This is a genomic window from Amycolatopsis sp. NPDC059657 (assembly GCF_042734395.1).
Classification (GTDB): domain Bacteria; phylum Actinomycetota; class Actinomycetes; order Mycobacteriales; family Pseudonocardiaceae; genus Amycolatopsis.
The window spans coordinates 1-23,762 of the sequence record NZ_JBHWEB010000134.1 but is presented as its reverse complement, the minus strand read 5'-3'; the positions used below and the strand labels follow the sequence as shown (position 1 = coordinate 23,762).

Here is a 23,762-nt window from a genome sequence, read left to right as displayed (position 1 = left end):
CTGCAGCAATACCGCACCATCTACAACAACCGCCGCCACCAAAGCCTCAACGGCCAGACACCCCAGCAACGCTACGACGCCCACGCCAAAACCGGTCCCACCAGCGGCACCCACGCCCCCAGCGGCCGCACCCAACGACCGGTCTCGACCACCGGCGTCGTCGCGTTCTCCGGCTGCTCCATCGTCATCGGCCGCCGCTGGGCAGCACACACCGCCGACCTCTACTGGCAAGGCGACCGCGTCACCATCATGATCAACGACACGGTCGTCCGCCAGCTCACCCTCAACAGATCAGTACGCTATCAACCACTGACCAGCCAGAAACTGTCCGGAAAGTCCTGACACACATCTGTCTGTGAAGTCCTGAAACAGGACAGCCGGTTCTGACCGGCCATACCACTCACGACTCTTTTCGTTGGGTCACATAGGTCGCGAGTGCCGAGCGTGACTTGATGTGCAGCTTGCGATAGATCCGGCTCAGGTGTGCCTCGACGGTTTTCCGGCTCAGGAAAAGCCTTTCCGAGATTTCGGTGTTGCTCAAGCCTTCGCCGACCAGCTCGGCGAGCTGACGCTCCCGGTCGGTCAACGCGTCCGTCGACGGCCGAGGACGCCGGGCCGCGAGCCTGCGTTCCAAGTCGACGGCCCGTTGCAGCAACCGGTTCGCCTCGTGCTCGGCCGCGGAGTTCTTCGCGGTGGCGAACTGCAGGCTCGCGCCGGCCAGATCTTCTTGCTCCATCAGGAGTTCGCCGAGCCGCAGGCGCGCCTGGATCTCGTCGACACCGGCGCCGTAGTCCGCGAAACCGCGCACCGCGTGCGTCGCGCTGGACACCGCGGACTCCAAGTCCCCTTCCTGGCCCAGAATCTGCGCCGACGCCAAGTCCGCGTGACACCGCTGGAGCAGCGACCCGAACACTTCCGCCGACCGTTGCGCGTCGCGCGCCCACTGCCGCGCGGCCTCCAGGTCGCCGAGCGCGGCGGAGGCCGCTGCCGCGGTCAGCATCCACTGTGCACCGTTGCAGGACGGCAGTGAGGCCATCGCCTGGCGCCGCGGTTCGAGGATCTCCAGCGCCTCGCCGGGAAGTCCTTGGTACAGCCGGATTCTCGCGAGGATGCTGCCCGCGACCTGGCCCCACCACGACCGCGGTTCGGTCAGCTTCATCGCGCGGCTGGACAGCAGCGCCGCCTGCGCCGCGCCCTGGTGTTCCAGCACCGCGTTGGCACGCAACGCCAGCGCCATCCCCTGGAACTGGGTGTCGCCGAGCGCGAGCGCGGTCTCCTCGGTCGTCTCCGCGGTGGCCAGCGCCGCCGGCACCCGGCCGAGCTGCAACTGCACGTAACTGAGGCAGGTGAGCAAATAGGGTAGCTGCATGGCCTGTTTGGCCACCCGCGCGATCCGGATCCCGCGCGTGACGTGCCGGATCGCGTCGGTGGGCCGATCGGTGAGCGCTTCGGCCCAGCCGAGTTTGCCGATCGCGTCGAGACTGCGGCCGAACGCTTCGTCGTCCAGCTCGTCCGCCAGCTCCGCCGCGCGCGCCCGCGAGCGATGCGTGGCGCTGCCGCCGTACGCGTCCGCCAGCGCCAGCGCCGCGTACCCGGCGAGCCGCCGTTCGGCGCCGGGATGCGCGGACGCGATCCGCAGCGCGGTCCGGAGTTCGGCACGCGCGCGCTGCGGGTTGCCCAGCATCAGCAATACGGTGCCGAGCTCGATGTGCAGGTCCGCCAGTTCGGGCGCGTCGGCGGGCAGCCGGGGTGCGGCGTCGGTGAGCTTGTCGTCCAGCACGGTCATCGCCTGCGGATAGTTGCCCAGCACGCGGTAGAGGAACGCGCAGTTCATCGCCACGCGGACGTCGAACAAGACATCTTCGCCGGACTCCGCGCGCAGCCGCAGCAACACTTCAAGCGCCGCGCCCGGCTTGCCCGCGAGGCTGAGAGCTTCGCCGAGGAGCAGCGAGAGCCGACGCGTCAGCTCTCCTTCGCTTATTAAGCGCAATGCCGCGCGCGACCAGGAGATCGTGCTCGTCGGCGCGGTGTGCAGGACTTCGGTGGCCGCGCGGTAGAGCAACTCGGCTGCTTCGACATCGCCGGGCAGCGCGTGGTGGACGACGTGCGCGGCCTGGCGCGCCGCGCTCTCGCCGCGCTTGCCGAGTGTGTCGGCCATCTTCGCGTGCGCCTGGCGGCGCCACTCGATTTTCGACGTGTCATAAAGGTGCGCGCGCAGGAGTGGATGCCGGAAGGTGAGCAGGTTCAGCCTGCTGTGATGCGGGCGCAGCAGGTCGCGCTCGATGAGCTTTTCGACGGCCGAGCCGACGGTCTGCTGCTGCCAGCCGGTGACGGCGATCAGGTCTTCCATGGTCATCGGATCGCCGAGTACGGCGGCGGTGCGCACGAGTTCGGCGTGTTCCGGAGGCAGCCCGGCGAGCTCGCGCCCGACGGCGAGGCGTACCGCGTCGGCGCCGGTGTCCCAGCTGGTCCAGGTGCCTTTGCCGAGGCTGAGCAAGGCGTTGAGGTACAACGGATTGCCCTCGGTCAGCTCGTGGAGCCGCTCGGCCTCGCCGCCGGGCACGAGCCGCGCTGTCTCCTGCTCGGTGAGCGGGTTCAGCACGAGTTCACGCCGTGACCAGCGCGGATGCGCGGCCTGCAGCGCGGCGGCGACCCGGTCGCTCAGCTGACGCGGCCGCCACGCGCACAGCAGCACGCCGGGCGCCGGCGGCGGGCGCCGCAGCAGATGTTCCATGAATTCGACGCTCGCGCCGTCGCACCAGTGGACGTCGTCGACGCACAGCAGGAAGCCGGAGTCGAGCATCGCGGCGAGCCTGCGGTAGTGCTGATAGCGCAGCAACGCGCCGTCGTCGTCCAGCGCCGCGGCCGGATCGAGCACGTCGTAGGCGCCGACGGCCTCGCCGAGCGCGTCGCCGACGGCCAGCATCGGGGTGTGTTTCTCCAGCTCGGAGGCGGTGCCGTAGCCGACGGCGAGGCCAAGCCCGCGTGCTTTGCCGTAGGCGTGCTGGACGAGGCTCGTCTTACCGAGGCCGGGGTCGCCGGAGAGGGTGATGAGGGTCAGCGTGCCGTCACCGACGGCGTCGAGTGCCGCTTCGATGGTGTCCAGCTCGCGCGCCCGGCCGACGAGATCCACCACGGTCACCGATGGGCCCTCCCTCCCTGCCGCGACCTGGTGGAGCTTAGCCGATTAAGGGTTTACACCGATGCTAATCGGCGCCCGGTGAGAGCAGGATGGATCTGTTCGGGGAGGTGTCCGGGCTGGGGCGGGGAGAGGGTCTAGTGAGGGGTCCGCGCTTCCGGCCGAAAGTGCTGTTCACCGGCACTTCGGTCGATTTTTCGTCACCGGTGATCGCACGTTGCGTGGCTTTGGTGCCGATCGCGTACCGGATCGCGGCGATGATGCAGATCGTCTGGTCGATCAGGACGGTTTACGGGTCGGGAGAGCCCGTACTGCTCTGGGCGACCGGCGGTCTGCTGCTCGCGGCCAATGTCGGCATCGCCATGTGGATGCGCGCACGGCCGACGGCGGTGCCGCTGGTCGACGTGGTGCACGCGGTCGTGCTCAATATTTTCGTCGCGCTGACGTCGCCATCGCATCTCTACCCCATGCTGTCGGGGATCAGCTGGGCGTACCTGGCAGGCACGGTCGCGCTGTGCACCCTGCTGCGCGGCGTGGTCACCGGCACCGTGCTCGTCGCGGCGAGCGTGCCGCTGCTGGCGATCATGTCCGGCCTGCACAATGGCGAACTGGTGCCGCTGGCGTCGATCGGCGCAAGCCTGATCCCGCTGGTGATCTGCGAGGTGGTCGCGCTGATCGGCCTGGTGCTGATCGGGACCTCACTCCAGTCGGTCGCGGACACGTTCGTCAGCCGTGGCCGGATGGAAGAGCGCGAACGCCACCGCCGCGAAATGCACGACACGGTCCTGCAGGTGCTCGAGTCGCTGGCGCTTTCGACGCCAAGCGACGCCGTGGACCCCGCTGCCAGGCTCGCCGAGGTGCGCGGGCTCGCGCGGCAGCAGGCGATGGTGCTGCGCCGGAGTCTCGACGAATCCGATGAGCCGGCCGAGGGCTTGTGCGCGCGGCTGCGGACGCTGGTCGGCGAGATGGCCGGGCAGGGGTTACGCGCTCAGCTGGTCGAATCGGAGATCGCCGACGTGCCGGGTCCGGCAGGTGCGGCCTTGCACGACGCGGCGCGCGAGGCTTTGCAGAACACCATGAAGCACGCCGGTACCAAGGAAGCGGTCCTGCGGGTGACCGAGCTGGACGGCGGCGTCGCGGTGATCGCGCGGGACCACGGCGTCGGCTTCGACATGGCGGACCGGCCCGCTGGGTTCGGTATCGCGAACTCGATACTGGCTCGGCTGGCGGAAGTCGGGGGAAGCGCTCGCGTCGACTCGACGCCGGGGCGGGGCACCCGAGTCCTGCTCTGGGTACCCGCCTGACTGGGTCGTGAGTGGTACGGCCGGTTCTAACCGGCCAAAACACTCACGACCCCAAGCACTGGCCGGGCTTTTACGCCATGCCGAGGCGGCGGGTGAGCGTGATCTCGATGACGATGCGCTCGGGGTTCGGGGTCGGCTGCCGGTGGTACCGGACGGCGTAGCGGTTTTCGGCGTCACGGACGGAGTCCGCGTCTTCGCGGATGACCGCGAGGCCCTCCAAAGTGGACCAGCGGCCGCCTTCGACCTGGCTGACCGCGACGGTGGCGCCGTCGAAGCCACCGCGGCGGACGTTGGCGGCTTTGACGCTGCCGCGGCGGCAGATCACACGGGCCGTCGAGAAGTCTTCGGACACGGTGACCCCGACCGGTACCACGTGCGGCGTGCCGTCCTTCCGGAGTGTGGTGAGCATGCACAGGTGCCGCTCGCTCCAGAATTCACGCAATGCGTCGGTCGGGGCCTGTCCGTTGGTGACCATGAGGGTCACCCTAGGGCGGCAGGACCTTCGGCAGGACCGCGGCCGCGGAGAACTGAAGCCTAGTGCGCGGCGAGGTGTTCCAAAAGGACCGCGGTGAGAGCGTCCGGGACCTCTTCGAGCACCCAGTGCGTGACGTCCTCGAACATCTCGAAGCGGTATGCGGCGCTGACCCAGTTCTCCGTGTCCAGCGCGGCCACCGAACCGAACGCGACGTCTTCGGTGCTCCACACGTAGAGCGTCGGGACGTCGATCTTGCCGATCCGGCCGTGCGGTTTGCCCGCGCGGTACCAGTTCAGCGCGGCGGTGAGCGCGCCCGGCTCGGAAAGCCGCAGGATGTATTCGGCGATGCGGCCCGGCGTGACCCGGTAGTCGAACATCTGCCGGATGGCTTCGAAGTTGTTCGCGCTCATCCGGCGCTCGGTGGTGCGCGCCTGCCGCCACTCGGTCATGTACTGCGACCGCATGTGCTGGTCTTCGTCGGTCTTGTGCGCCTCGGCGAGCGCGGCGGGGTGTGGCGTCGAAACGGCCGTCAGTGTGCGCAGCCGGTCGGGGTGCTGGTCGGCCGTGTGCCAGCCGACGGCGGCGCCCCAGTCGTGCCCGACCAGGTCGAACCGGCCCCAGCCGAGTTCGTCGGCGATCGCGATGACGTCGCCGACCAGGTCGTCGATGCCGTAGTCGACGGCGTTCTCCGGGCGGACACCCGGTGAGTAACCACGCTGGTCCGGCGCGACCGCGCGGATTCCCTCGCGTTCGAGGCGGTACAGCACGTCCTCCCACGCGATCGCCGCCTCGGGAAAGCCATGCAGCAGCAGGACGGGCCTGCCGTCTTCAGGGCCGGCGGCGATCGCGTCGAAGGTTCCCGCGGGCGTGGGGATGCTCAGGTGGTCCGTCACATCCCGCACCCTAAAGGACCTACCTCGGGACGGCCCAAAGGTCCACCGACCACTCCGTGGTCCGGCACTCGTACGCCTTGAAACCGCCGGTCTCCACGTACCACTGACCGTCCGAGTAGCACTCCCAGCCCCGCGAGACCGGGTAGCTCCACTGGTACTTCAGGCGCCAGTCGTCCCCGGCGAAGGCGGGCTGCGCCACCGCGATCGTAGACGCCAGCGCACCCAGCACGGCCGCGGCCGCGATCTTCTTCTTCACTTGACGAATCCCCAGATTCTCTTGTCGAACACGTGCCCGGACAAACAATCACGAACCGGACCCGTGTGTCTGCCAAACGGGTGAATTCAACATTTTGTTGACGCCTTCAACTTGTCGTTGTAGCGTCTGCGGCCATCGAGTCCCGGAGGTGGCCATGTCAGTAATCCGATGGTGCGCGCTGCTCGCGGCGGCGTCGCTGGTCACGGCCTGTGGCGGCGGCCCGGACGGCGCGGGCGGCGGCCGGCAGGCCGCGTCCGCTAGCCCGATTCCCGACACCAGCGCGATCGTCAAAGCGGTACAGAAGGACGCGCGGCTCGCGGCCGGTCTGCCCGCGGCGATCACGCAGGCCGGGAAGCTGAAGCTGGCGTCGAACATCCAGTCCGCGCCCAACAACTTCTACTCGGCCGACGGCAAGACGCCGATCGGCTTCGAGGTCGACCTCGCCAAGGCGATCGGCGCGAAGCTCGGGCTGACCGTGGCGCACGAGGACATGGCGTTCGGCTCGCTGATCACCAGTCTGCAGTCCGGCCGGATCGATCTGACCATGGCCGGGATGAACGACACCGCCGAGCGGCAGAAGCAGATCGACTTCGTGGACTACTTCCAGTCCGGCATCACCATGATGGTCCGCAAGGGCAACCCGGACGGCATCTCGGGTCCGGATTCCTTGTGTGGCAAGGCGGTCGCGGTCGTGCAGGGCACCAGCCACCAGAAGTTCGCCGAGGAACAGAGCGGCAAGTGCACCGCGGCGGGCAAGGGGCCGGTGACCGCGACGGCCACCGACAGCGACACGCAGAACCAGAACCAGTTGCGCACCGGCCGCGTCGCGGTGCTGCTCAACGATCTGCCCAGCGCCGTCTACATCTCGAAGACCGCTGGTGACGGCCAGTTCTTCGATGTCGTGGCCGGTGAGCCGATCAACGGCGGGCCGTACGGCATCGGCGTCAACAAAGAGAACAAGGGACTTTCCGAGGCCGTGCGCGGTGCGCTGCAGTCGCTGATCGCGGACGGTACGTACGGCAAGATCCTGGACGCCTGGGGTGTGCAGTCGGGTGCGCTGAAGCAGGCTGGGCTCAATGGCGGAAAGTGAGTATCCGATCGTCCGGCTGCGGCACTGGGGCCGGTGGATCAGCGGGATAGTCCTCATCGGGCTGCTGGGCGCGCTGGGTTTCGCGTTGGCGCAGGCGAAAATCCAGTACGACTCGGTGCCGGAGTTCCTCTGGTACCGGGTGATGGCGGTCGGCCTGTTCAACACCGTGGTGCTCGCGGTGATCGCGCAGGGCAGCGCGATCGTCATCGGGATCGTGGTCGCGCTGATGCGCCGCTCGGCCAACCCGGTGGCACGCTGGTTCGCGATCGGCTACATCTGGCTGTTCCGCGGCTTGCCGGTGCTGCTGCAGATCCTGATCTGGTACAACCTGGCGCTCGTCTTCGACACCATCTCGATCCCGTTCCTGATCCACGAGCAGACGAACGTGCTGATCAGCGCGTTCGTCGCGGCACTGCTCGGCCTGGCGCTCAACGAGAGCGCGTACATGGCCGAGATCGTCCGCGCCGGGCTCAACAGTGTCGACAGTGGACAGACCGAGGCGGCCAAGTCGATCGGCATGACACCGGCCGCGACGCTGCGACGGGTGGTGCTGCCGCAGGCGATGCGGGTGATCATCCCGCCGACCGGCAACGACTTCATCAACATGCTCAAGGGCACCTCGATGGCCTCGGTCATCGGCGTCACCGAGCTGATCCACGCGGCCAACAACATCTCGTCGCACAACCTGCTGGTGATGGAAACCCTGCTGGCGGCCGCGATCTGGTACATGGTCGTGGTGACGGTCGCCGGGATCGGGCAGCACTATCTGGAGCGGTCGTTCGAGGCGGGCACCGCGTCGGGGCCGTGGTCGCGGGCGACGCGGGCGCTGCGCACAGCGCCGTTGAGGAGGGCCAGTGTCTGAGCCGCTTTTGCACGCCGTGGGCGTGCGCAAGAGTTTCGGGCACACCGAAGTGCTGCGCGGGATCGACCTGGACGTCCACAAAGGACAGGTCGTCTGCCTGCTCGGGCCGTCCGGTGCCGGTAAGAGCACGTTCCTGCGCTGCATCAACCATCTGGAGACCATCGACGGTGGCCAGGTCTGGGTCGATGGTGAACCGATCGGTTACCAGCTGCGTGGCGGGAAGCTGCACGAGCTGCGTGAGCGTGAGGTCGCGCGGCAGCGGCGCGACATCGGCATGGTGTTCCAGCGGTTCAACCTGTTCGCGCACCGCAGCGTGCTGGACAACGTCGTCGAGGGGCCGATGCGGGTCCGGGGCGTGCGGCAGGCGGAAGCGCGGGCGTCGGCGATGGAGCTGCTCGACCGGGTCGGGCTGGCGCACCGCGCCGGCGCCTACCCGGCCCAGCTCTCCGGCGGGCAGCAGCAGCGGGTGGCGATCGCGCGTGCGCTCGCGATGAAGCCCAAGCTGATGCTGTTCGACGAGCCGACGTCCGCGCTGGACCCGGAGCTGGTCGGCGAGGTGCTCGAGGTGATGCGCGACCTCGCGGGGGAGGGGATGACAATGGTGGTCGTGACACACGAGATGAGCTTCGCCGGCGAGGCCGCGGACGAAGTGGTCTTCATGGCCGACGGCGCGGTCGTCGAGACGGGCCCGCCGTCGGAGGTGCTCGTCGCGCCCAAGCACGAGCGGACCAGGCAGTTCCTCGCGCGGGTGCTCGCCGCATGAGGATCCCGCCGGACTATCTGGTGCAGTTCGACGAGCCGGACACCTACCTCGACTTCGCCCGCTTCGGCCCGCCGTCGCACGCCGTGCTCGACACGACGGCCCGGCTGCTGAAGGAGACCACCCGCGCCGGAGCGTCCACAGTGGACGAGCTGATGCGGCAGGAGCAGCGCGCGAAGGCGGCGGCCGCGCGCTTGGCAGGCAGCGACACCGACCACGTGGTGCTGGTGCCGAACACGAGCGCCGGGCTGTTCCAGGCGGCGTTCAACTCCTCGGGCGAGGTGCTGGTCTCGCCGTCGGAGTTCCCGGCGAACACCTACCCGTGGGCGCGCGCGGAGCAGGCGGGCCGTTTGGTCGTGCGGCCGTTGGGAGCCGGTCATGTCACCCCCGCTTTGGTCGCAGACGCACTGACCCCGGATATTTCGGTCGTTTCGGTGAGCGCGGTCGACTTCCGCACCGGGTACCGAGCCGACCTCGGTGGCATCCGGGAGGCCATCGGCGACCGGCTGCTGGTGGTCGACGGCATCCAGGGCTTCGGCGTGATCGAGGCGCCATGGGAGGCCGCCGATGTGCTGGTCGTCGGCGGCCAGAAGTGGCTGCGCGCGGGCTGGGGCACGGGTTTCGTCGTCCTCTCGGACCGCGCGCTGGAGCGAATGGACCCCGTGCTGTCCGGCTGGACGGGCGCCCGCGACCCCGGCCTCTTCGACGACGAGATCCATCCGGCGGAGTCGACGGCCGCGAGCTGGTCGATCACGAACCTCAGCCCGGTCACCTCGGGCGCCTTCGCGGCCGCGCTGGAACTGGTCGAGGAAGCCGGCGTCGCGGCGATCGCCGCCCGCATCGCCGAGCGCGTCGGCGAACTCGAAGAAGTGGTGCTGTCGCTGGGCGGGACCGTGGTTTCCGCGGTCGATCGGCGTGCCGGGATCCTGGCGTTCACACTGCCCGACTTCCCGGCGGAGGCGGTCGGCGCGGCACTGACCGGCGACGGGGTCGCGTGCACGGTCCGTCCGCAGCACGTCCGGCTCTCGCCGCACGCTTCGACAACGGCGGGCGCGGCGGTTTTGGTGCGTTCGGCTTTGGCGGGATTGTCGCGGCCTGTGTCGCATGCGGTCTCTTTCGCGGCTTCCGAGGCTTCGCATGGCTTGTTAACGGCCCTGATTCCGGCGGTCGAGGGGTTGGCCACGATGCTCGGCCCTGGCAACGAGGTGGTGTTGCACGATCTGGCGCGGCTGCCGGACTCGATCGTCGCCATCGCGGGCGGGCTGACCGGGCGGACCGCGGGCGGTCCGATGACGGATCTCCTGCTGGGCTTGGTCCGGCGCGGGACCACGTCGGACTTGACCGACTACGAGACCCACGGCCCCGATGGCCGGCCGATCCGGTCGTCGACGATGTTCTTGCGCGACGAGAACGGGGTCGCCGTGGGCTGCTTGTGCGTCAACAGCGAGCGGCCGGGGCCGGCGCTGGGCCCGGCCACTCGGGAGACGTTCCCGCCGGATGTCGACAGCCTGCAGCGGTTCTTGATCGAGCGGGCCGTGGGGAAGGCCGGGATTCCGGTCGAGCTGATGAAGAAGGTGCACAAGGCCGCGGTCGTGCGTGAGCTCGACGAGGCGGGTTTCTTCCTGATCAAGGACTCGGTGGACAGCCTCGCGGCGCATTTGGACGTCACGCGCTACACGATCTACAACTACCTGAACGAGACACGGGCCTAGCGCCTCCGCTAAGGAGTGTGGCGGTCCTATCGGTAAGACGGTCGGGCGTGCTTGTGCAGGGTTTTCGGCCACTGAGTGGCTGAAAACCCTGCACAAGGCAGGGGCTACCTGGGGTGGCGATGTGGCTCTACGCACCACGGTTGCTTTCCCCGGCGATGCCGCCCGCAGCACTTATGACCTCTGAGTGCGGATGTCCGGGCGGGGGCGGCGCTTGGCGGTTTCGTAGGCGGCGCGGAGCTGGGCGATGACCTTGTCTGGCTCGGATTTGAGCCAGGCAGGGAGGGTTTGCAGCACCACGACTCCGGCCGCCGCGTACCGGGCGTTGCGGGCGACGGTGGTCGCGAAGTCGTCGTCCTCGGAGTGGAACTCGCGCGAGTCGATCTCCCAGGCGAAGGCGACTTCTTCGCACCAGGCGTCGGGCATGGCTATGTAGTTGCCGTGCTCGTCGAAGATTTTGACGTTCCATTGGCAGGGCGGGAGACCTGAGCGTTGCCAGAGTTCCCAAGCGTCGGCTTCGGCGACCGAATGGACATTGTTGAGTACGGGAGCGAGGGCCGCGCGCAGGCGGGCTGAACCGGCTCGGGGGCCTCCGGCTATTTCGGTGAGAAGCGCTTGGGCAGTGCATAGCCTGCGCTGCACGGCTTCCGCCATGATCGCCCGGATCTGATCCCGGCCTGGCAGTAGCCGGGCGGTGTCCACGATCGCTCGGTGGATCGGTGCCAGTGGCAGTTCGCCGCGGAAACAAGGGCGCGGCATGCGCCTGGTTCGCTCGACGCGCACGAAGGCCCGATCGTGAACGTTGCGCGCCTTGATCACGAGCACGTGGATTTCGCGGGGTTGCGGGATGCGCCGCAGCCCGTAGCGCCTGAGCGCCCACAACCCGGTGAGTACCGCGCCGGCGCGCGCGTAGAGCAAGGCCGCGCGCAGCCGTTGTTCGTCCGTCGGCGCACCTCGGTTGAGCAGGATCGCCCGTGGCAGGAGTTTCTGCCAATCACCGGATTCGCATTTGCGGGTGATCGTCCGGCGGGGCACGCCCAGCTCGGCGAGCCAAGCCGGGCTCACCACGGCTTGGCCACTCACCACCACGGGCTGCTCGGCCCAACTCCCTCTTCGCACCGTTTCAGCATGCGCCCGACCACCGACAGTTCCGGCTGGGCGCGTTTTGGGCCGTTCAACGTCCCCAAACGCGCCCGCTCGAGAGACAGCTATACAAGCGTCATGTACACGTGTATAGTACGAGTGGTTAGGACGGACGTGTGAAGCGCTGAGGAGGGTGACCCCCATGGGACACAGGGAAGACTTGCTGGTCGGAGCGAAACGGTGCTTGATCGAGAAGGGGTACGCGCGGACCACCGCTCGGGACATCGTGGCCGCTTCCGGGACGAATCTGGCGTCGATCGGCTACCACTTCGGCTCCAAGGAGGCGCTGCTCAACGAGGCGCTCATGCAGGCGACCGATGAGTGGGGCCTGGAGCTGACCAACGCGATGACCACCGATGAGCCGGAGACCGACACCATCGAGCGGTTCGAGAACATCTGGACGCGGATCGTCGAGCTGTTCACCACGCACCGGCAGCTGTGGGCCGCGAACTTCGAGATCCTGGCGCAGATCGAGCACATCCCCGAGGTGCGGCACGTGCTGGCCAGCGCCGGGGAGCAGGCGCGGCCGGGGCTCGCCATGCAGTTCCAGCAGATCGACGCCGATGAGGACGAGAAGTCGGCCAAGGTGGTCGGCAGTTTCCACCAGGCGCTGCTGACCGGGGTGATGGCCCAGTGGCTGATCGACCCGGACAACGCGCCCAGCGGGCATGACCTCGCCGAGGCGCTCCGGATCATCCTGTCGGAGACCAAGGAGCACACCGCCGCGTAGCGAAGCACCGTCCTGACACCCGTGCCCCGTCCGACCCGGACGGGGCACGTCCGCGTTGATAGGGGCTCCATCCACGCCTTTAGGGGGCGGTTTCTCTGGCGGTCGGCATTCCATCCTGGCTTCAATGAAACGCGGTTCGGCCGCACAGCCCAGCGTCGGCCGAGCCGGTTTCTCTCCCGCGGAGGGACCGGTTTCCCCCTCATGCCACGGTAGATCGACGCCCCGGAGCTGACCCTTATGATCAAACTCCCCGACGCGGACGGTGAGTTGACGGCGTACGAGCCGTCGACGACGCCGTCGGTGTTCGTACCCGGTGGACCGGCTGTCACCAGCCGGACCTTCTTCGCCGCCCCTCACGTCATCGTCGACCCCACCGCGGGCAACGAGCCGTACACACCACCGGTGCTCGACTGGGAAGCGACGCTCAAGTACCGGCACCACATCTGGTCACACGGCCTCGCCGTGTCCGAGGCGCTCGACACCGCGCACCGCGGCATGGGCCTGGGCTGGCTTGAATCCTCCGAGCTGATCAAGCGTTCCGCGGCCGAGGCGCACGCCGTCGGCGGGCGGATCGCGGGCACCGCGTGGACCGACCAGCTGGCGCCCGGTGAGCACACCCTCGAGCAGGTCATCCGCGCCTACGAGGAGCAGATCGAGGTCATCGAGGGCGCGGGCGCCCAGGTGATCCTGATGGCCAGCCGTGAACTCGCCGCCGTCGCGCGCGGGCCGGAGGAGTACGCCGATGTCTACAAGCGGCTGCTCAGCCAGCTGAGCCAGCCCGCGATCGTGCACTGGGTGACCGCCGAATGGGACCCCAGCCTCACCGGCTACTGGGGCAGCACGGACATCGACGAAGAGATCAAGACCTTCGTCTCGGTGATCACCGACAACAAGGACAAGGTCGACGGCATCAAGGTCGCGCCGCTGCCCGGCGAGCGTGAGATCGAGCTGCGCCGCGCCGTGCCTGCCGGCATCAAGACCTACACCGGTGACGACACGAACTACCCCGAGGTCATCGCCGGTGACGACCGTGGCCACAGCCACGCGATGATGGGCGTGTTCGACCCGCTCGCGCCGATCGTCGCCGCGGCCGGCCGCAAGCTCGACGCCGGTGACGTGCAGGGTTTCCGCGACCTGATCACGCCGACCGCCGAACTCTCGATGCACCTGTTCGAGGGCCCCGGCATGAACATCCGCTTCTACAAGACCGGATTCACGTTCCTCTCCTGGCTTTCCGGGACGCAGGACCACTTCCGGATGGTGTGGGGCGAGCAGGCCGCTCGCTCGGTCTCGCACCTCGCCAAGGCGTACCGGCTCGCGGACGGCCTCGGCCTGTTCCCGGACCCGGAGCTCGCCGCCCACCGCCTGTCCGCGTTCCTGGTCACCAACGGGGTGGAATGACATGAGCAAGGCCGTAGTCATCGGCGGCGGCCTGGCGGGCATGCTCGCTTCCGCCGCGCTCGCCAAGCACGTCGACGAGGTCGTCGTGATCGAGAGCGACCAGCTGCCCACCGAGCCGCGACCACGACGCGGCCTGCCGCAGGGCCACCACAGCCACATGCTGATGGGTGGTGGCGCGATCGCGATGGACGCGCTGGCGCCCGGCACCACCGACGCGTTGTTCGCCGCCGGCGCGCACCGCCGTGGCCTGCCGACAGACGCGCTGACGCTCACCTCCACGGGCTGGTACCCGAGGGTGGAGAGCCCGGCGTTCGTGATCACCTGCTCGCGTGACCTGATCGACCACGTGCTGCGCACGCAGGTCTTGAAGGACACCAAGATCACCGTATGGGAGTCGACCAAGGCGGTCGGCCTGGTCGGTGACGCCACCAAGGTCACCGGCGTGCGCGTCGAACGTGACGGCGGCGAGGAAGAGGTCGTCTCGGCCGACTTCGTCGTCGACGCCGCGGGCCGCCGGTCGAAGGCGCCGCAGTGGCTGGTCGAACTCGGCCTGCCACAGGTGGAAGAGGAGCTCGTCGACTCGGGACTCGCTTACGCCGGACGGATTTTCACCGCGCCGGAGGGCGCAGGCGACGACATGCCGGTGGTCATCATCCAGCCGCAGCCCGGCACCGGCCAGCCCGGCCGTGGCGCGACGCTGCTGCCGATCGAAGGCGGCCGCTGGATCGTCACGATGACCGGCACCCGCGGCGGCCAGCCGTCCACCGCGGATGACGAGTTCATCAAGTTCGCCAGGTCGATGCGGCACCCGATCGTCGCGAACCTGGTCGAAAAGGCCGTCCCCACCGGGGAAGTCCGGCCGTACCGGGGAACAGGGAACTGGCGCCGGTTCTACGACCGGCTGCCCGTGCCCGAGTGCTTCGTCGCGATCGGTGACTCGGCCGCGGCGCTGAACCCGGTGTACGCGCACGGGATGTCGGTGTCGGCGCAGGGTGCGCTGGCGCTGCGTGGCGAGCTCGACCGGATCGGGCTCAAGCCCGGTCTCGCCGAGGCCGCGCAGAACGCGATCGCGCAGTGCGCGGACTGGCCGTGGGCGATGGCCGCCGGTCAGGACCGGGCCTTCCCCGACGTGAAGTCGAACGTCGAGGTCGAGTTCAGCGAAGAGGAAGCCGCGTTCGGCATGGCGCTGGCGCAGCAGTCGATCATCGACCCCGAGGTGTGCAAGACGACGCTCGAGGTCTACACGCTGATGGCGTCACCGGCGAAGATGGCCGAACTGGCCGCCAAGCTGTTCGCTCCGGACCGGCCGACCGGGCCGGTGCTGACCGAAGACGAAGCCATCGCTCAGTTCCCGGAGCTTCGTGACCTGCATCTGCCCGACTCGGCGGCCTCCCCCCATCAGGCCGACCCGAACTAAGGCTGAACCCCGCGTAGGTCACCCCATGAAAGGCAACGGCCGGTAGGCGATCACCTCGCCTACCGGCCGTTCGCCATCTGTCGACAGATGGCGCGGAAAAGCACCCCGCCATCTGTCGACAGATGGCGGGACCGAGGGTGGGGGTGACCTTGGGGGTTAGGGGCGGCTGGGGGCGCTGTAGGGGTTGGCGGGGTGTGGGGGCGTAAGTACTTTGGAACTCGCGGGATGACGCTCTGACCTGGCCTTATTCAGTGATTTGTATAGCTGAGCAGATTGGGTTTCTCCACCGATTTCAGTAGGGATGGCCTTGGTGAGCAACGAAGAGAAGCTTCTTGATTACCTCAAGCGAGCGACTGCTGATCTTCGGGAAGCCCGCAAGCGTATTGCCGACAACGAACGGCAGGAGTCGGAGCCGATCGCCATCGTTTCGATGGCGTGCCGTTTCCCCGGCGGCGTGCGCACGCCGGAAGACCTGTGGCAGCTGGTGAGCACGGGCACCGATGCGATCTCAGACTTCCCGGTCGACCGGGGCTGGGACACCGAGGGAATTTACGACCCGACGCCCGGCGTGCCCGGAAAAACGTATTCGCGCGAAGGCGGCTTTCTGCACAATGCCGCCGAGTTCGACGCCGACTTCTTCAAAATCAGCCCGAAGGAAGCCGTCGAGACCGATCCCCAGCAGCGCTTATTGCTCGAAGTGGCGTGGGAGGCTCTCGAACGCGGCGGTATTGACCCGGTTTCGCTCAAGGGGAGTCCGACCGGTGTTTTCGCCGGGGTGATGTATCACGATTACGGTATCGCGGGCAGTTCCGGTTCCATTGTTTCCGGCCGCGTTTCCTACACGCTCGGTCTCGAAGGCCCGGCGGTCACCGTCGACACCGCTTGCTCGTCGAGCCTGGTCGCGCTGCACTGGGCCATCCAGTCGCTGCGGCGCGGCGAATGCCAGCTCGCGCTCGCCGGCGGTGTGACCGTGATGGCCACCCCCGAGACCTTCGTCGGCTTCAGCGAGCAGCGCGGGCTCGCCGCCGACGGCCGCTGCAAGTCCTTCGCGGCCGCCGCCGACGGCACCGGCTGGGGTGAGGGCGCCGCGATCCTGTTGGTGGAACGGCTTTCCGACGCGCGCGCGAACGGTCACCCGGTGCTCGCGGTGATCAAGGGCAGCGCGGTCAACCAGGACGGCGCGTCCAGCGGGCTCACTGCGCCGAACGGCCCGTCGCAGCAGCGGGTCATCCAGAAGGCGCTGGCCAACGCCAAGCTCACCGCCGCGGACGTCGACGTCGTCGAGGCGCACGGCACCGGAACCAAGCTCGGCGACCCGATCGAGGCGCAGGCGCTGCTCGCCACCTACGGCCAGGACCGCGAGCGCCCGCTGTGGCTCGGCTCGCTGAAGTCCAACATGGGCCACACCCAGGCCGCCGCCGGCGTCGCCGGGATCATGAAGATGGTCCTGTCGATCCAGCACGGCCTGATCCCGCAGACCCTGCACGTCGACGAGCCGAACACCCAGGTCGACTGGGAAGCGGGCAACGTCAAGCTGCTCACCGAGGCGCAGCCGTGGCCGGACCACGGCCAGCCGCGTCGCGCGGGCGTCTCGTCGTTCGGCATCAGCGGCACCAACTCGCACGTCATCGTCGAGCAGGCGCCAGAGCCCGAGGAAGAGCCTGAGACGCCTCCGGTCACCGTGACCGCGAAGGTCGTGCCGTGGCTGGTGTCCGGCAAGACCGCCGCCGCGCTGCACGATCAGGCCGCGCGATTGTCTACTGTGGACGCCGATCCGCTGGATGTCGCGTACTCGCTCGCGACCACCCGTACGTTCCTGGAATTCCGGGCGGCGGCCGTCGGCGGTGATCTGTCGAAAGCGACTTTCGGGCAGGTCAAGGGCGGCAAGCTCGCCTTCCTGTTCACCGGCCAGGGCGCCCAGCGCATCGGCATGGGCCGCGAGCTGGCCGAGCTGTTCCCCGTCTTCCGCGACGCGTTCGACGCGGCCGTCACCGAGATCGACAAGCACCTCGGCTGGCCGCTCAAGGACGCCGTCTGGGGCGACGACCAGGCGAAACTCAACCGCACCGGCTACACGCAGCCCGCGCTGTTCGCCGTCGAGGTCGCGTTGTTCCGGCTGCTGGAGTCCTGGGGCGTCAAGCCCGACTTCCTCGCCGGGCACTCGATCGGCGAGCTGGCCGCGGCTCACGTCTCCGGCGTCTTCTCTCTCGAAGACGCCGCGAAACTTGTGGTGGCCCGCGGAAAACTGATGAACGCGCTGCCCGAGGGCGGCGCGATGATCGCCATCCAGGCGAGCGAAGAAGAAGTACTCCCGCACCTGACCGACGAGGTCGGCTTCGGCGGCATCAACGGCCCGCGCTCGGTCGTCGTCTCCGGCGCCGAAGCGGCCGCGGCCAAGGTCGCCGAGCAGTTCAGCGACCGCAAGACCAAGCGGCTCGCCGTCTCGCACGCGTTCCACTCGCCGCTGATGGAGCCGATGCTCGCCGACTTCCGCAAGGTCGCGGCTTCGATCACGTACGGCAAGCCCAAGATCCCGATCATCTCGACGCTCACCGGTCAGCCCGCGACGGCCGAGGAGCTCAGCTCGCCCGACTACTGGGCCAAGCACGTCCGCCAGCCGGTCCGTTTCTTCGACGCCATCCGCACGCTCGAAGGCAAGAACGTCACCACCTTCGTCGAGCTGGGCCCGGACGCGGCGCTCACCGCGATGGGCCCCGAGTGCCTCGAAGGCGACGCCGCGTTCGTCTCGACCCTGCGTCGCGAGCGCGGTGAAGAGGCCGAGCTGGTCGGCGCGCTCGCGACCGCGTTCACCCGCGGCGTCACCGTCAACTGGGCGAACTTCTTCGCCGGGCGTGGCGCGAAGCGGGTCGACCTGCCGACATATGCCTTCCAGCACAGGCACTTCTGGATCGACACCACCGCCGCCGGTCAGGATGTGGCCGGGGTCGGCCAGATCGCCGCCGAGCACCCGCTGCTCGGCGCGGTCGTGCCGTCGCCGGAGTCCGGCGGCGTGGTGCTGACCGGCCGCCTGTCCTTCGAGACGCACCCGTGGCTCGCCGATCACGACGTGCTCGGCTCGGTTCTCGTGCCGGGCACGGCTTTCGTCGAACTCGCCGTCCGCGCCGGTGACCAGGTCGGGACCGGCCGGATCGACGAACTCATCCTCGAGGCGCCGCTGATCCTTCCGCAGCGTGGCGGCGTTTCGCTGCAGGCCGTGGTCGGTGCCGCCGATGACTCGGGTACCCGCAGCATCGGGATCTACTCGGGTGGTCAGGACGAGCCGTGGACCCGGCACGCGACCGGAAGCCTGGTCGAGAGCACCGGCGCGGCCGGGTTCGACCTCGCCGAGTGGCCACCCGCCGGTGCGACGCCGATCGACGTCGAGGGTGTGTACGAGAAGCTGGTCGGCCGCGGTTATGGCTACGGGCCGACTTTTCAGGGACTCAAGTCGGCTTGGCGACGCGGTGACGAGCTGTTCGCCGAGGTCGCGCTGCCGGAGGGCTCCGGCGCCGAGCGCTTCGGCCTGCACCCGGCACTCCTTGACGCGGCCATGCACGTCGAGCTGCTCTCCGACAGTGACGAGACGCTGCTTCCGTTCTCCTGGAACGGGGTTTCGCTCTACGCGGTCGGCGCGTCGGCCGCCCGCGTGCGGCTTTCGAACGGCCGCATCGAACTCGCCGACCTGACCGGCAACCCCGTGCTGTCGGTCGACAACCTGGCCGCGCGGGCGATCTCCGCCGACCAGCTCGCGACCACGAACGACTCGCTCTTCCAGGTCTCCTGGGTGCCCGTCCGTACTCCCGACGCGGGCTCCGCCACCGAGGTCTGGCAGGCGGTCACCAGCGACGACGTGCTCATCGGCATGCGCGAGAACGCCTACTCGCTGCTGGAAAAGCTCCAGGCGTCGGAAGAGACCCTGGTCGTCGTCACCGAGCGCGCGATGGCGGTCGGGGCCGACGACGACGTCGACCTCACCCAGGCGCCGATCTGGGGTCTCGTCCGCGCCGCGCAGGCTGAGGAGCCCGGCCGGATCGTGCTGGTCGACACCGACGGCTCACTCGACGTCGCGCTCGCCGCGGCCGCGGGTGAGGCCGAAGTCGCCATCCGCGGCGGAAAGCTGCTGGCCCCGAGGCTCACCCGTGCCGAGAAGTCCGATGTGGACGTCGAGTGGGACGAGCACGACACCGTCCTGATCACCGGCGGCACCGGCGGTCTCGGCGCGCTGTTCGCCAAGCACCTCACCACGCGCGGCGTCCAGCACCTCGTGCTGACCAGCCGTCGCGGCATCGACGCGCCAGGTGCCTTGGAACTTCGGCAAGAGCTGGAAGATCTCGGCGCGACCGTCACCATCGCGGCCTGCGACGTCTCCGACCGAGCCGCGCTGGCCACCCTCATCGCCGCGCATCCGCTGACCGGCGTGGTGCACGCGGCGGGCATCCTCGACGACGCCACGCTCGCGTCGCAGAGCGCCGAACGCTTCGACAAGGTGTTGCGACCCAAGGCCGACGCCGCCTTCTACCTGCACGAACTCACCGCCGAGGCCGGACTCAAGGCCTTCGTGCTCTTCTCGTCGGCGGCGGGCACGCTCGGCGGTTCCGGGCAAGCGAACTACGCCACCGCGAACGTTTTCCTCGACTCGCTGGCCCAGCACCGGCGTGCCGCCGGACTGCCCGGCGTCTCGCTGCCATGGGGCCCGTGGGCCGAGGTCGGCGGCATGGCCGATCAGCTGTCGGACGCCGACCTCGACCGTCTCGCCCGCGCCGGAACCCCGGCGATCGTCCCGGCCGAAGGCGTCGCGTTGTTCGACGCCGCACTGCGCACGGACGCCGCGCTGGTGCTGCCGATCCGGCTCGACCTCGGCGCGCTGCGCAACCAGGCCAGCCTGATCCCGGCCATCCTCACCGGGCTGGTCCGGGTGCCGAACCGTCAGGCCGCCAAGGCGGGCAGCATCACCGCGGGCGGCCTCGAAACCCGGCTCGCCGGGCTTGACGAGGCAGGCCGCGACCGGCTGCTGCTGGAGCTGGTCACCAAGCATGTCGCCGGGGTGCTCGGGCACTCGTCGGCCGACGCGATCGAGCCGGACAAGGCGTTCTCCGACCTCGGTTTCGACTCGCTCGCCGCCCTCGAACTGCGCAACCACCTGCACGCCGACACCGGCCTGCGGCTGCCCGCGACGCTGGTCTTCGACTACCCGAGTTCCCGCGCGGTCGTCGGCTACCTCAAGCAGGCACTCGGCGGCGCCGCCAAGGCCGTCACGGTCACCACGACCGCCGTCGCGGACGACGAGCCCATCGCGATCGTGTCGATGGCCTGCCGGTTCCCGGAGATCAAGAACCCCGAGGAACTGTGGCAGTTCCTCATGGCGGGTTCCGACTCCGTGTCGAGCTTCCCGCTGGACCGCGGCTGGGACATCGAGAACCTGTACGACCCCGAGCCTGGCAAGCCGGGCAAGACGTACAGCAAGTTCGGCGGGTACATGCACGAGGCGGGCGAGTTCGACGCCGCGTTCTTCGACATCTCGCCGCGCGAGGCCATGGAAATGGACCCGCAGCAACGAATCCTGCTCGAAACCGCCTGGGAGACCCTGGAGCGCGCGGGTATCGACCCGACCTCGCTGCGGGGCAGTTCGACCGGTGTGTTCGCGGGTGTCATGTACCACGACTACCTGGGGTCCAGCCCCGGCAGCGTCGTCTCCGGTCGTGTCTCCTACACGCTGGGTCTCGAAGGCCCGGCGGTCACTGTGGACACTGCGTGTTCGTCGAGCCTGGTCGCTTTGCATTGGGCCACACAGTCTCTGCGACGCGGCGAGTGCTCGCTGGCGCTCGTCGGCGGTGTCACTGTGATGTCCTCGTTGGACACTTCGGTGGAGTTCAGCCGCCAGCGTGGGCTTTCGGTCGACGGCAAGTGCAAGTCCTTCGCGGCCGCCGCCGATGGCACCGGCTGGGGTGAGGGCGCGGGCCTGCTGCTCGTCGAGCGGCTCTCCGACGCCCGTAAGAACGGGCACCCGGTGCTGGCGATCGTCAAGTCGACCGCGGTCAACCAGGACGGCGCGTCCAACGGTCTCACCGCGCCGAACGGCCCGTCCCAGCAGCGCGTGATCATGCAGGCGCTGGCCAACGCGGGCCTCAAGACCGCCGACGTCGACGCGGTCGAGGCCCACGGCACCGGCACCATGCTGGGTGACCCGATCGAGGCGCAGGCGCTGCTCGCCACTTACGGCCAGGACCGGTCAGAGCCACTGTGGCTGGGCTCGATCAAGTCGAACCTGGGGCACACGCAGGCCGCCGCCGGTGTCGCCGGGATCATCAAGATGGTCCTCGCCATGCACAACGGCGTGCTGCCCAAGACGTTGTTCGTCGACGAGCCGTCGCCGAAGGTCGACTGGACCGAGGGTGCGGTCGAGCTGCTGACCGAGCCGGTCGAGTGGCCGGAGACCGGACGGCCGCGCCGCGCGGGCGTGTCCTCGTTCGGCATCAGCGGCACCAACGCGCATGTGATCATCGAGCACGTCGAGCCGGAAGAGGTCGCCTCCAGCGAGGATTCACTGGTCCCGGTGGTCATTTCCGCCAAGGACGAGGCCGCGCTGGCCGAGCAGGCTCAGCGATTGCTGTCCTATGTGGACACCAGTCTGACCGATCTGGCGTATTCGCTGGCGACCTCGCGGACCGCGCTGGAACACCGCTCGGTCTTCATCGCCGCGAACCGTGATGAGCTGCGCGAAGGCCTGACCGCGCTCGTCACCGGCGAGGCCAAGGGCACCACCAAGGTCACCGGCTCGACGGCCTTCCTCTTCACTGGCCAGGGGGCCCAACGTCTCGGCATGGGCCAAGCGCTCGCCGAGCGGTTCCCGGTCTTCGCCGAGGCCTTCGACGCCGTGGTCGCCGAGCTGGACAAGCACCTCGACCGGCCGCTGCGCGAGGTCGTCTGGGGCGAGGACGCGGACCTGCTGAGCCAGACCGTCTACACCCAGAGCAGCCTGTTCGCCGTCGAGGTCGCGTTGTTCCGGACCGTCGAAGCCTGGGGAGTCACCCCCGACTTCCTGGCCGGGCACTCGATCGGCGAGCTGGCCGCCGCCCATGTCGCTGGAGTGCTCAGCCTGTCGGACGCGGCCAAGCTGGTCGCCGCGCGTGGACGTCTGATGAACGCACTGCCCACCGGTGGCGCGATGGTCGCGATCCAGGCGACCGAGGACGAGGTCAGGCCGCTGTTGACCGACACGGTGAGCATCGCGGCGATCAACGGGCCGCGCTCGATCGTCGTCTCCGGCGACGAGACCGCCGCGCTCGCGATCAAGGCGCACTTCGAGGCGGACCGCAAGACGACGCGGCTCAAGGTGTCGCACGCGTTCCACTCGCCGCTGATGGAGCCGATGCTCGCCGAGTTCCGTGAAATCGCGTCAAGCCTCACGTATCACGCGCCCACGATTCCGATCGTCTCGAATGTCACCGGCGAGCTGGGTGACGTGACCAACGCCGAGTACTGGGTGACGCACGTCCGCGAGGCGGTCCGGTTCGCGGACGGCATCAACTACCTCGAGTCCCGCAACGTCAGCACGTTCATCGAGCTGGGCCCCGACGCGGTGCTCACCGCGATGGGCCAGGAGAGCGCGGATACAGCTGGCTTTATCCCGATACTGCGCCGCAACCGGCCGGAGGAGCGCGAGCTGCTTTCCGCGCTGGGGCAGGCTTTCGAGCGCGGGATCAGGGTCGACTGGGCGGCGTTCTTCGGCGGCAAGGCACACCGTGTCGACTTGCCGACTTACGCGTTCACGCACCAGCGCTTCTGGATGAGCAACGCCGCCGGCGCTGGCGATGTCGCCAGCCTCGGCCAGAACTCCGCCGAGCACCCGCTGCTCAGCGCTGCCGTCGAGTTGCCGGACAGCCTGGTGCTCACCGGGCGGCTTTCGGTCGAGGCACAGCCGTGGCTCGCCGATCACGACGTGCTCGGGTCCGTGGTCTTCCCCGGTGCCGGGCTCGCCGAGCTGGCACTCGCGGCCGGTGCGCACGTCGGCGCCGCCACACTCGCCGAGCTGACAGCCGAAAAACCGCTGGTGCTCAACGAAAACCGGGCGCTGCGGGTCGTCGTCGGCGCGCCGGATGAGGCGGGCGGCCGCGAGGTCACCATCCACTCACGGGGCGAGGACGAGGTCTGGACGCGGCATGCGGCGGGCACGCTGATCGCCGCGTCGGTGACGTCTTCGGATGACCTCACCCAGTGGCCGCCCGCCGGGGCGACCGCGATCGACGATCTGTACGAGAACCTCCTTGCCCAGGGCTACGCCTACGGACCGGCGTTCCAAGGTCTCAAGGCCGCTTGGCGCAAGGGTGACGATCTTTTCGCCGAGGTCGCCGTCGAAGAAGCCGGGACATTCGGCCTGCACCCCGCGTTGTTCGACGCCGCGTTGCAGGTCAGCAGGCTCGACGGGGGCACGAGGCTGCCGTCCGTGTGGACCGGGGTATCCCTCCATGCGGCCGGTGTAGCGGGGGGGGGGGGGGGCGGGGGGCCCCCCCCCCCCCGCCCCGCTATACGAGTTGCGGCGCCCCCGCGTCGGGGGCCCCCGCCGCGAAGGAAAAAAAAAAAAAA

14 protein-coding genes and 1 pseudogene are annotated in these 23,762 nt (G+C 68.8%); 10 read left to right on the top strand and 5 right to left on the bottom strand.

The window, feature by feature from the left end:
- A pseudogene (locus tag ACFV15_RS41270) lies at nt 1-342 on the top strand (IS481 family transposase); the annotation flags it as partial.
- A gap of 58 nt (nt 343-400) precedes the next feature.
- Here ACFV15_RS41270 and ACFV15_RS41265 read toward each other — a convergent pair.
- A complete protein-coding gene (locus ACFV15_RS41265) occupies nt 401-3,142 on the bottom strand; it encodes an ATP-binding protein (protein WP_378358028.1) in 2,742 nt (913 codons plus the stop codon).
- A gap of 137 nt (nt 3,143-3,279) precedes the next feature.
- On the opposite strand from ACFV15_RS41265, the gene ACFV15_RS41260 reads away from it, so the two are divergent.
- Nucleotides 3,280-4,443, top strand: a complete 1,164-nt coding sequence (locus ACFV15_RS41260; RefSeq protein WP_378358027.1) for a sensor histidine kinase — start codon at nt 3,280-3,282, stop codon at nt 4,441-4,443.
- A 70-nt stretch (nt 4,444-4,513) separates the two neighbouring features.
- Here the strand turns inward: ACFV15_RS41260 and ACFV15_RS41255 are convergent, their stop codons facing one another.
- From ACFV15_RS41255 to ACFV15_RS41245, 3 genes are read right to left on the bottom strand one after another with little or no spacing between them, the layout of a single operon-like run.
- Complete coding sequence (locus tag ACFV15_RS41255; protein WP_378358025.1) at nt 4,514-4,918, bottom strand: PPOX class F420-dependent oxidoreductase; 405 nt, start codon at nt 4,916-4,918, stop codon at nt 4,514-4,516.
- 59 nt (nt 4,919-4,977) lie between these two features.
- On the bottom strand, nt 4,978-5,811 hold the full coding sequence (locus ACFV15_RS41250) for an alpha/beta fold hydrolase (RefSeq protein ID WP_378358024.1): 834 nt from the start codon (nt 5,809-5,811) through the stop codon (nt 4,978-4,980).
- 19 nt (nt 5,812-5,830) lie between these two features.
- On the bottom strand, nt 5,831-6,067 hold the full coding sequence (locus tag ACFV15_RS41245; RefSeq protein WP_378358022.1) for a hypothetical protein: 237 nt from the start codon (nt 6,065-6,067) through the stop codon (nt 5,831-5,833).
- Between the two features lie 154 nt (nt 6,068-6,221).
- On the opposite strand from ACFV15_RS41245, the gene ACFV15_RS41240 reads away from it, so the two are divergent.
- Genes ACFV15_RS41240 through ACFV15_RS41225 form a run of 4 tightly spaced genes read left to right on the top strand, consistent with a single transcriptional unit; the run spans nt 6,222 to nt 10,491 of the window.
- The gene (locus tag ACFV15_RS41240; protein ID WP_378358021.1) at nt 6,222-7,157 is read left to right on the top strand and encodes an ABC transporter substrate-binding protein; all 936 of its coding nucleotides are present in this window, start codon (nt 6,222-6,224) and stop codon (nt 7,155-7,157) included.
- Nucleotides 7,144-8,019, top strand: coding sequence for an amino acid ABC transporter permease (locus tag ACFV15_RS41235; protein ID WP_378358019.1), 876 nt, complete (start codon nt 7,144-7,146; stop codon nt 8,017-8,019). The genes ACFV15_RS41240 and ACFV15_RS41235 overlap by 14 nt, the downstream gene beginning before the upstream one ends.
- Nucleotides 8,012-8,782, top strand: coding sequence for an amino acid ABC transporter ATP-binding protein (locus ACFV15_RS41230; RefSeq protein WP_378358017.1), 771 nt, complete (start codon nt 8,012-8,014; stop codon nt 8,780-8,782). Before ACFV15_RS41235 ends, ACFV15_RS41230 begins: the two co-directional genes overlap by 8 nt.
- Nucleotides 8,779-10,491 (top strand): aminotransferase class V-fold PLP-dependent enzyme, encoded by a 1,713-nt coding sequence (locus tag ACFV15_RS41225; RefSeq protein WP_378358016.1) that lies wholly within the window; start codon nt 8,779-8,781, stop codon nt 10,489-10,491. The genes ACFV15_RS41230 and ACFV15_RS41225 overlap by 4 nt, the downstream gene beginning before the upstream one ends.
- 171 nt (nt 10,492-10,662) lie before the next feature.
- On the opposite strand, the gene ACFV15_RS41220 is transcribed toward ACFV15_RS41225, so the two are convergent.
- Complete coding sequence (locus ACFV15_RS41220) at nt 10,663-11,607, bottom strand: hypothetical protein (protein ID WP_378358014.1); 945 nt, start codon at nt 11,605-11,607, stop codon at nt 10,663-10,665.
- Between the two features lie 166 nt (nt 11,608-11,773).
- Here ACFV15_RS41220 and ACFV15_RS41215 point away from each other — a divergent pair, with 166 nt between their 5' ends.
- The 4 genes from ACFV15_RS41215 to ACFV15_RS41200 form a co-directional block, all read left to right on the top strand.
- Entirely contained in the window at nt 11,774-12,361 is a 588-nt protein-coding gene (locus ACFV15_RS41215) for a TetR/AcrR family transcriptional regulator (protein WP_378358012.1), read from the top strand.
- Between the two features lie 237 nt (nt 12,362-12,598).
- On the top strand, nt 12,599-13,762 hold the full coding sequence (locus ACFV15_RS41210; RefSeq protein ID WP_378358010.1) for a dihydrodipicolinate synthase family protein: 1,164 nt from the start codon (nt 12,599-12,601) through the stop codon (nt 13,760-13,762).
- A 1-nt stretch (nt 13,763) separates the two neighbouring features.
- On the top strand, nt 13,764-15,179 hold the full coding sequence (locus tag ACFV15_RS41205; RefSeq protein WP_378358008.1) for an FAD-dependent monooxygenase: 1,416 nt from the start codon (nt 13,764-13,766) through the stop codon (nt 15,177-15,179).
- 310 nt (nt 15,180-15,489) lie between these two features.
- The coding region (locus ACFV15_RS41200) for an SDR family NAD(P)-dependent oxidoreductase (RefSeq protein WP_378358006.1) at nt 15,490-23,762 on the top strand (8,273 nt) is incomplete at its 3' end.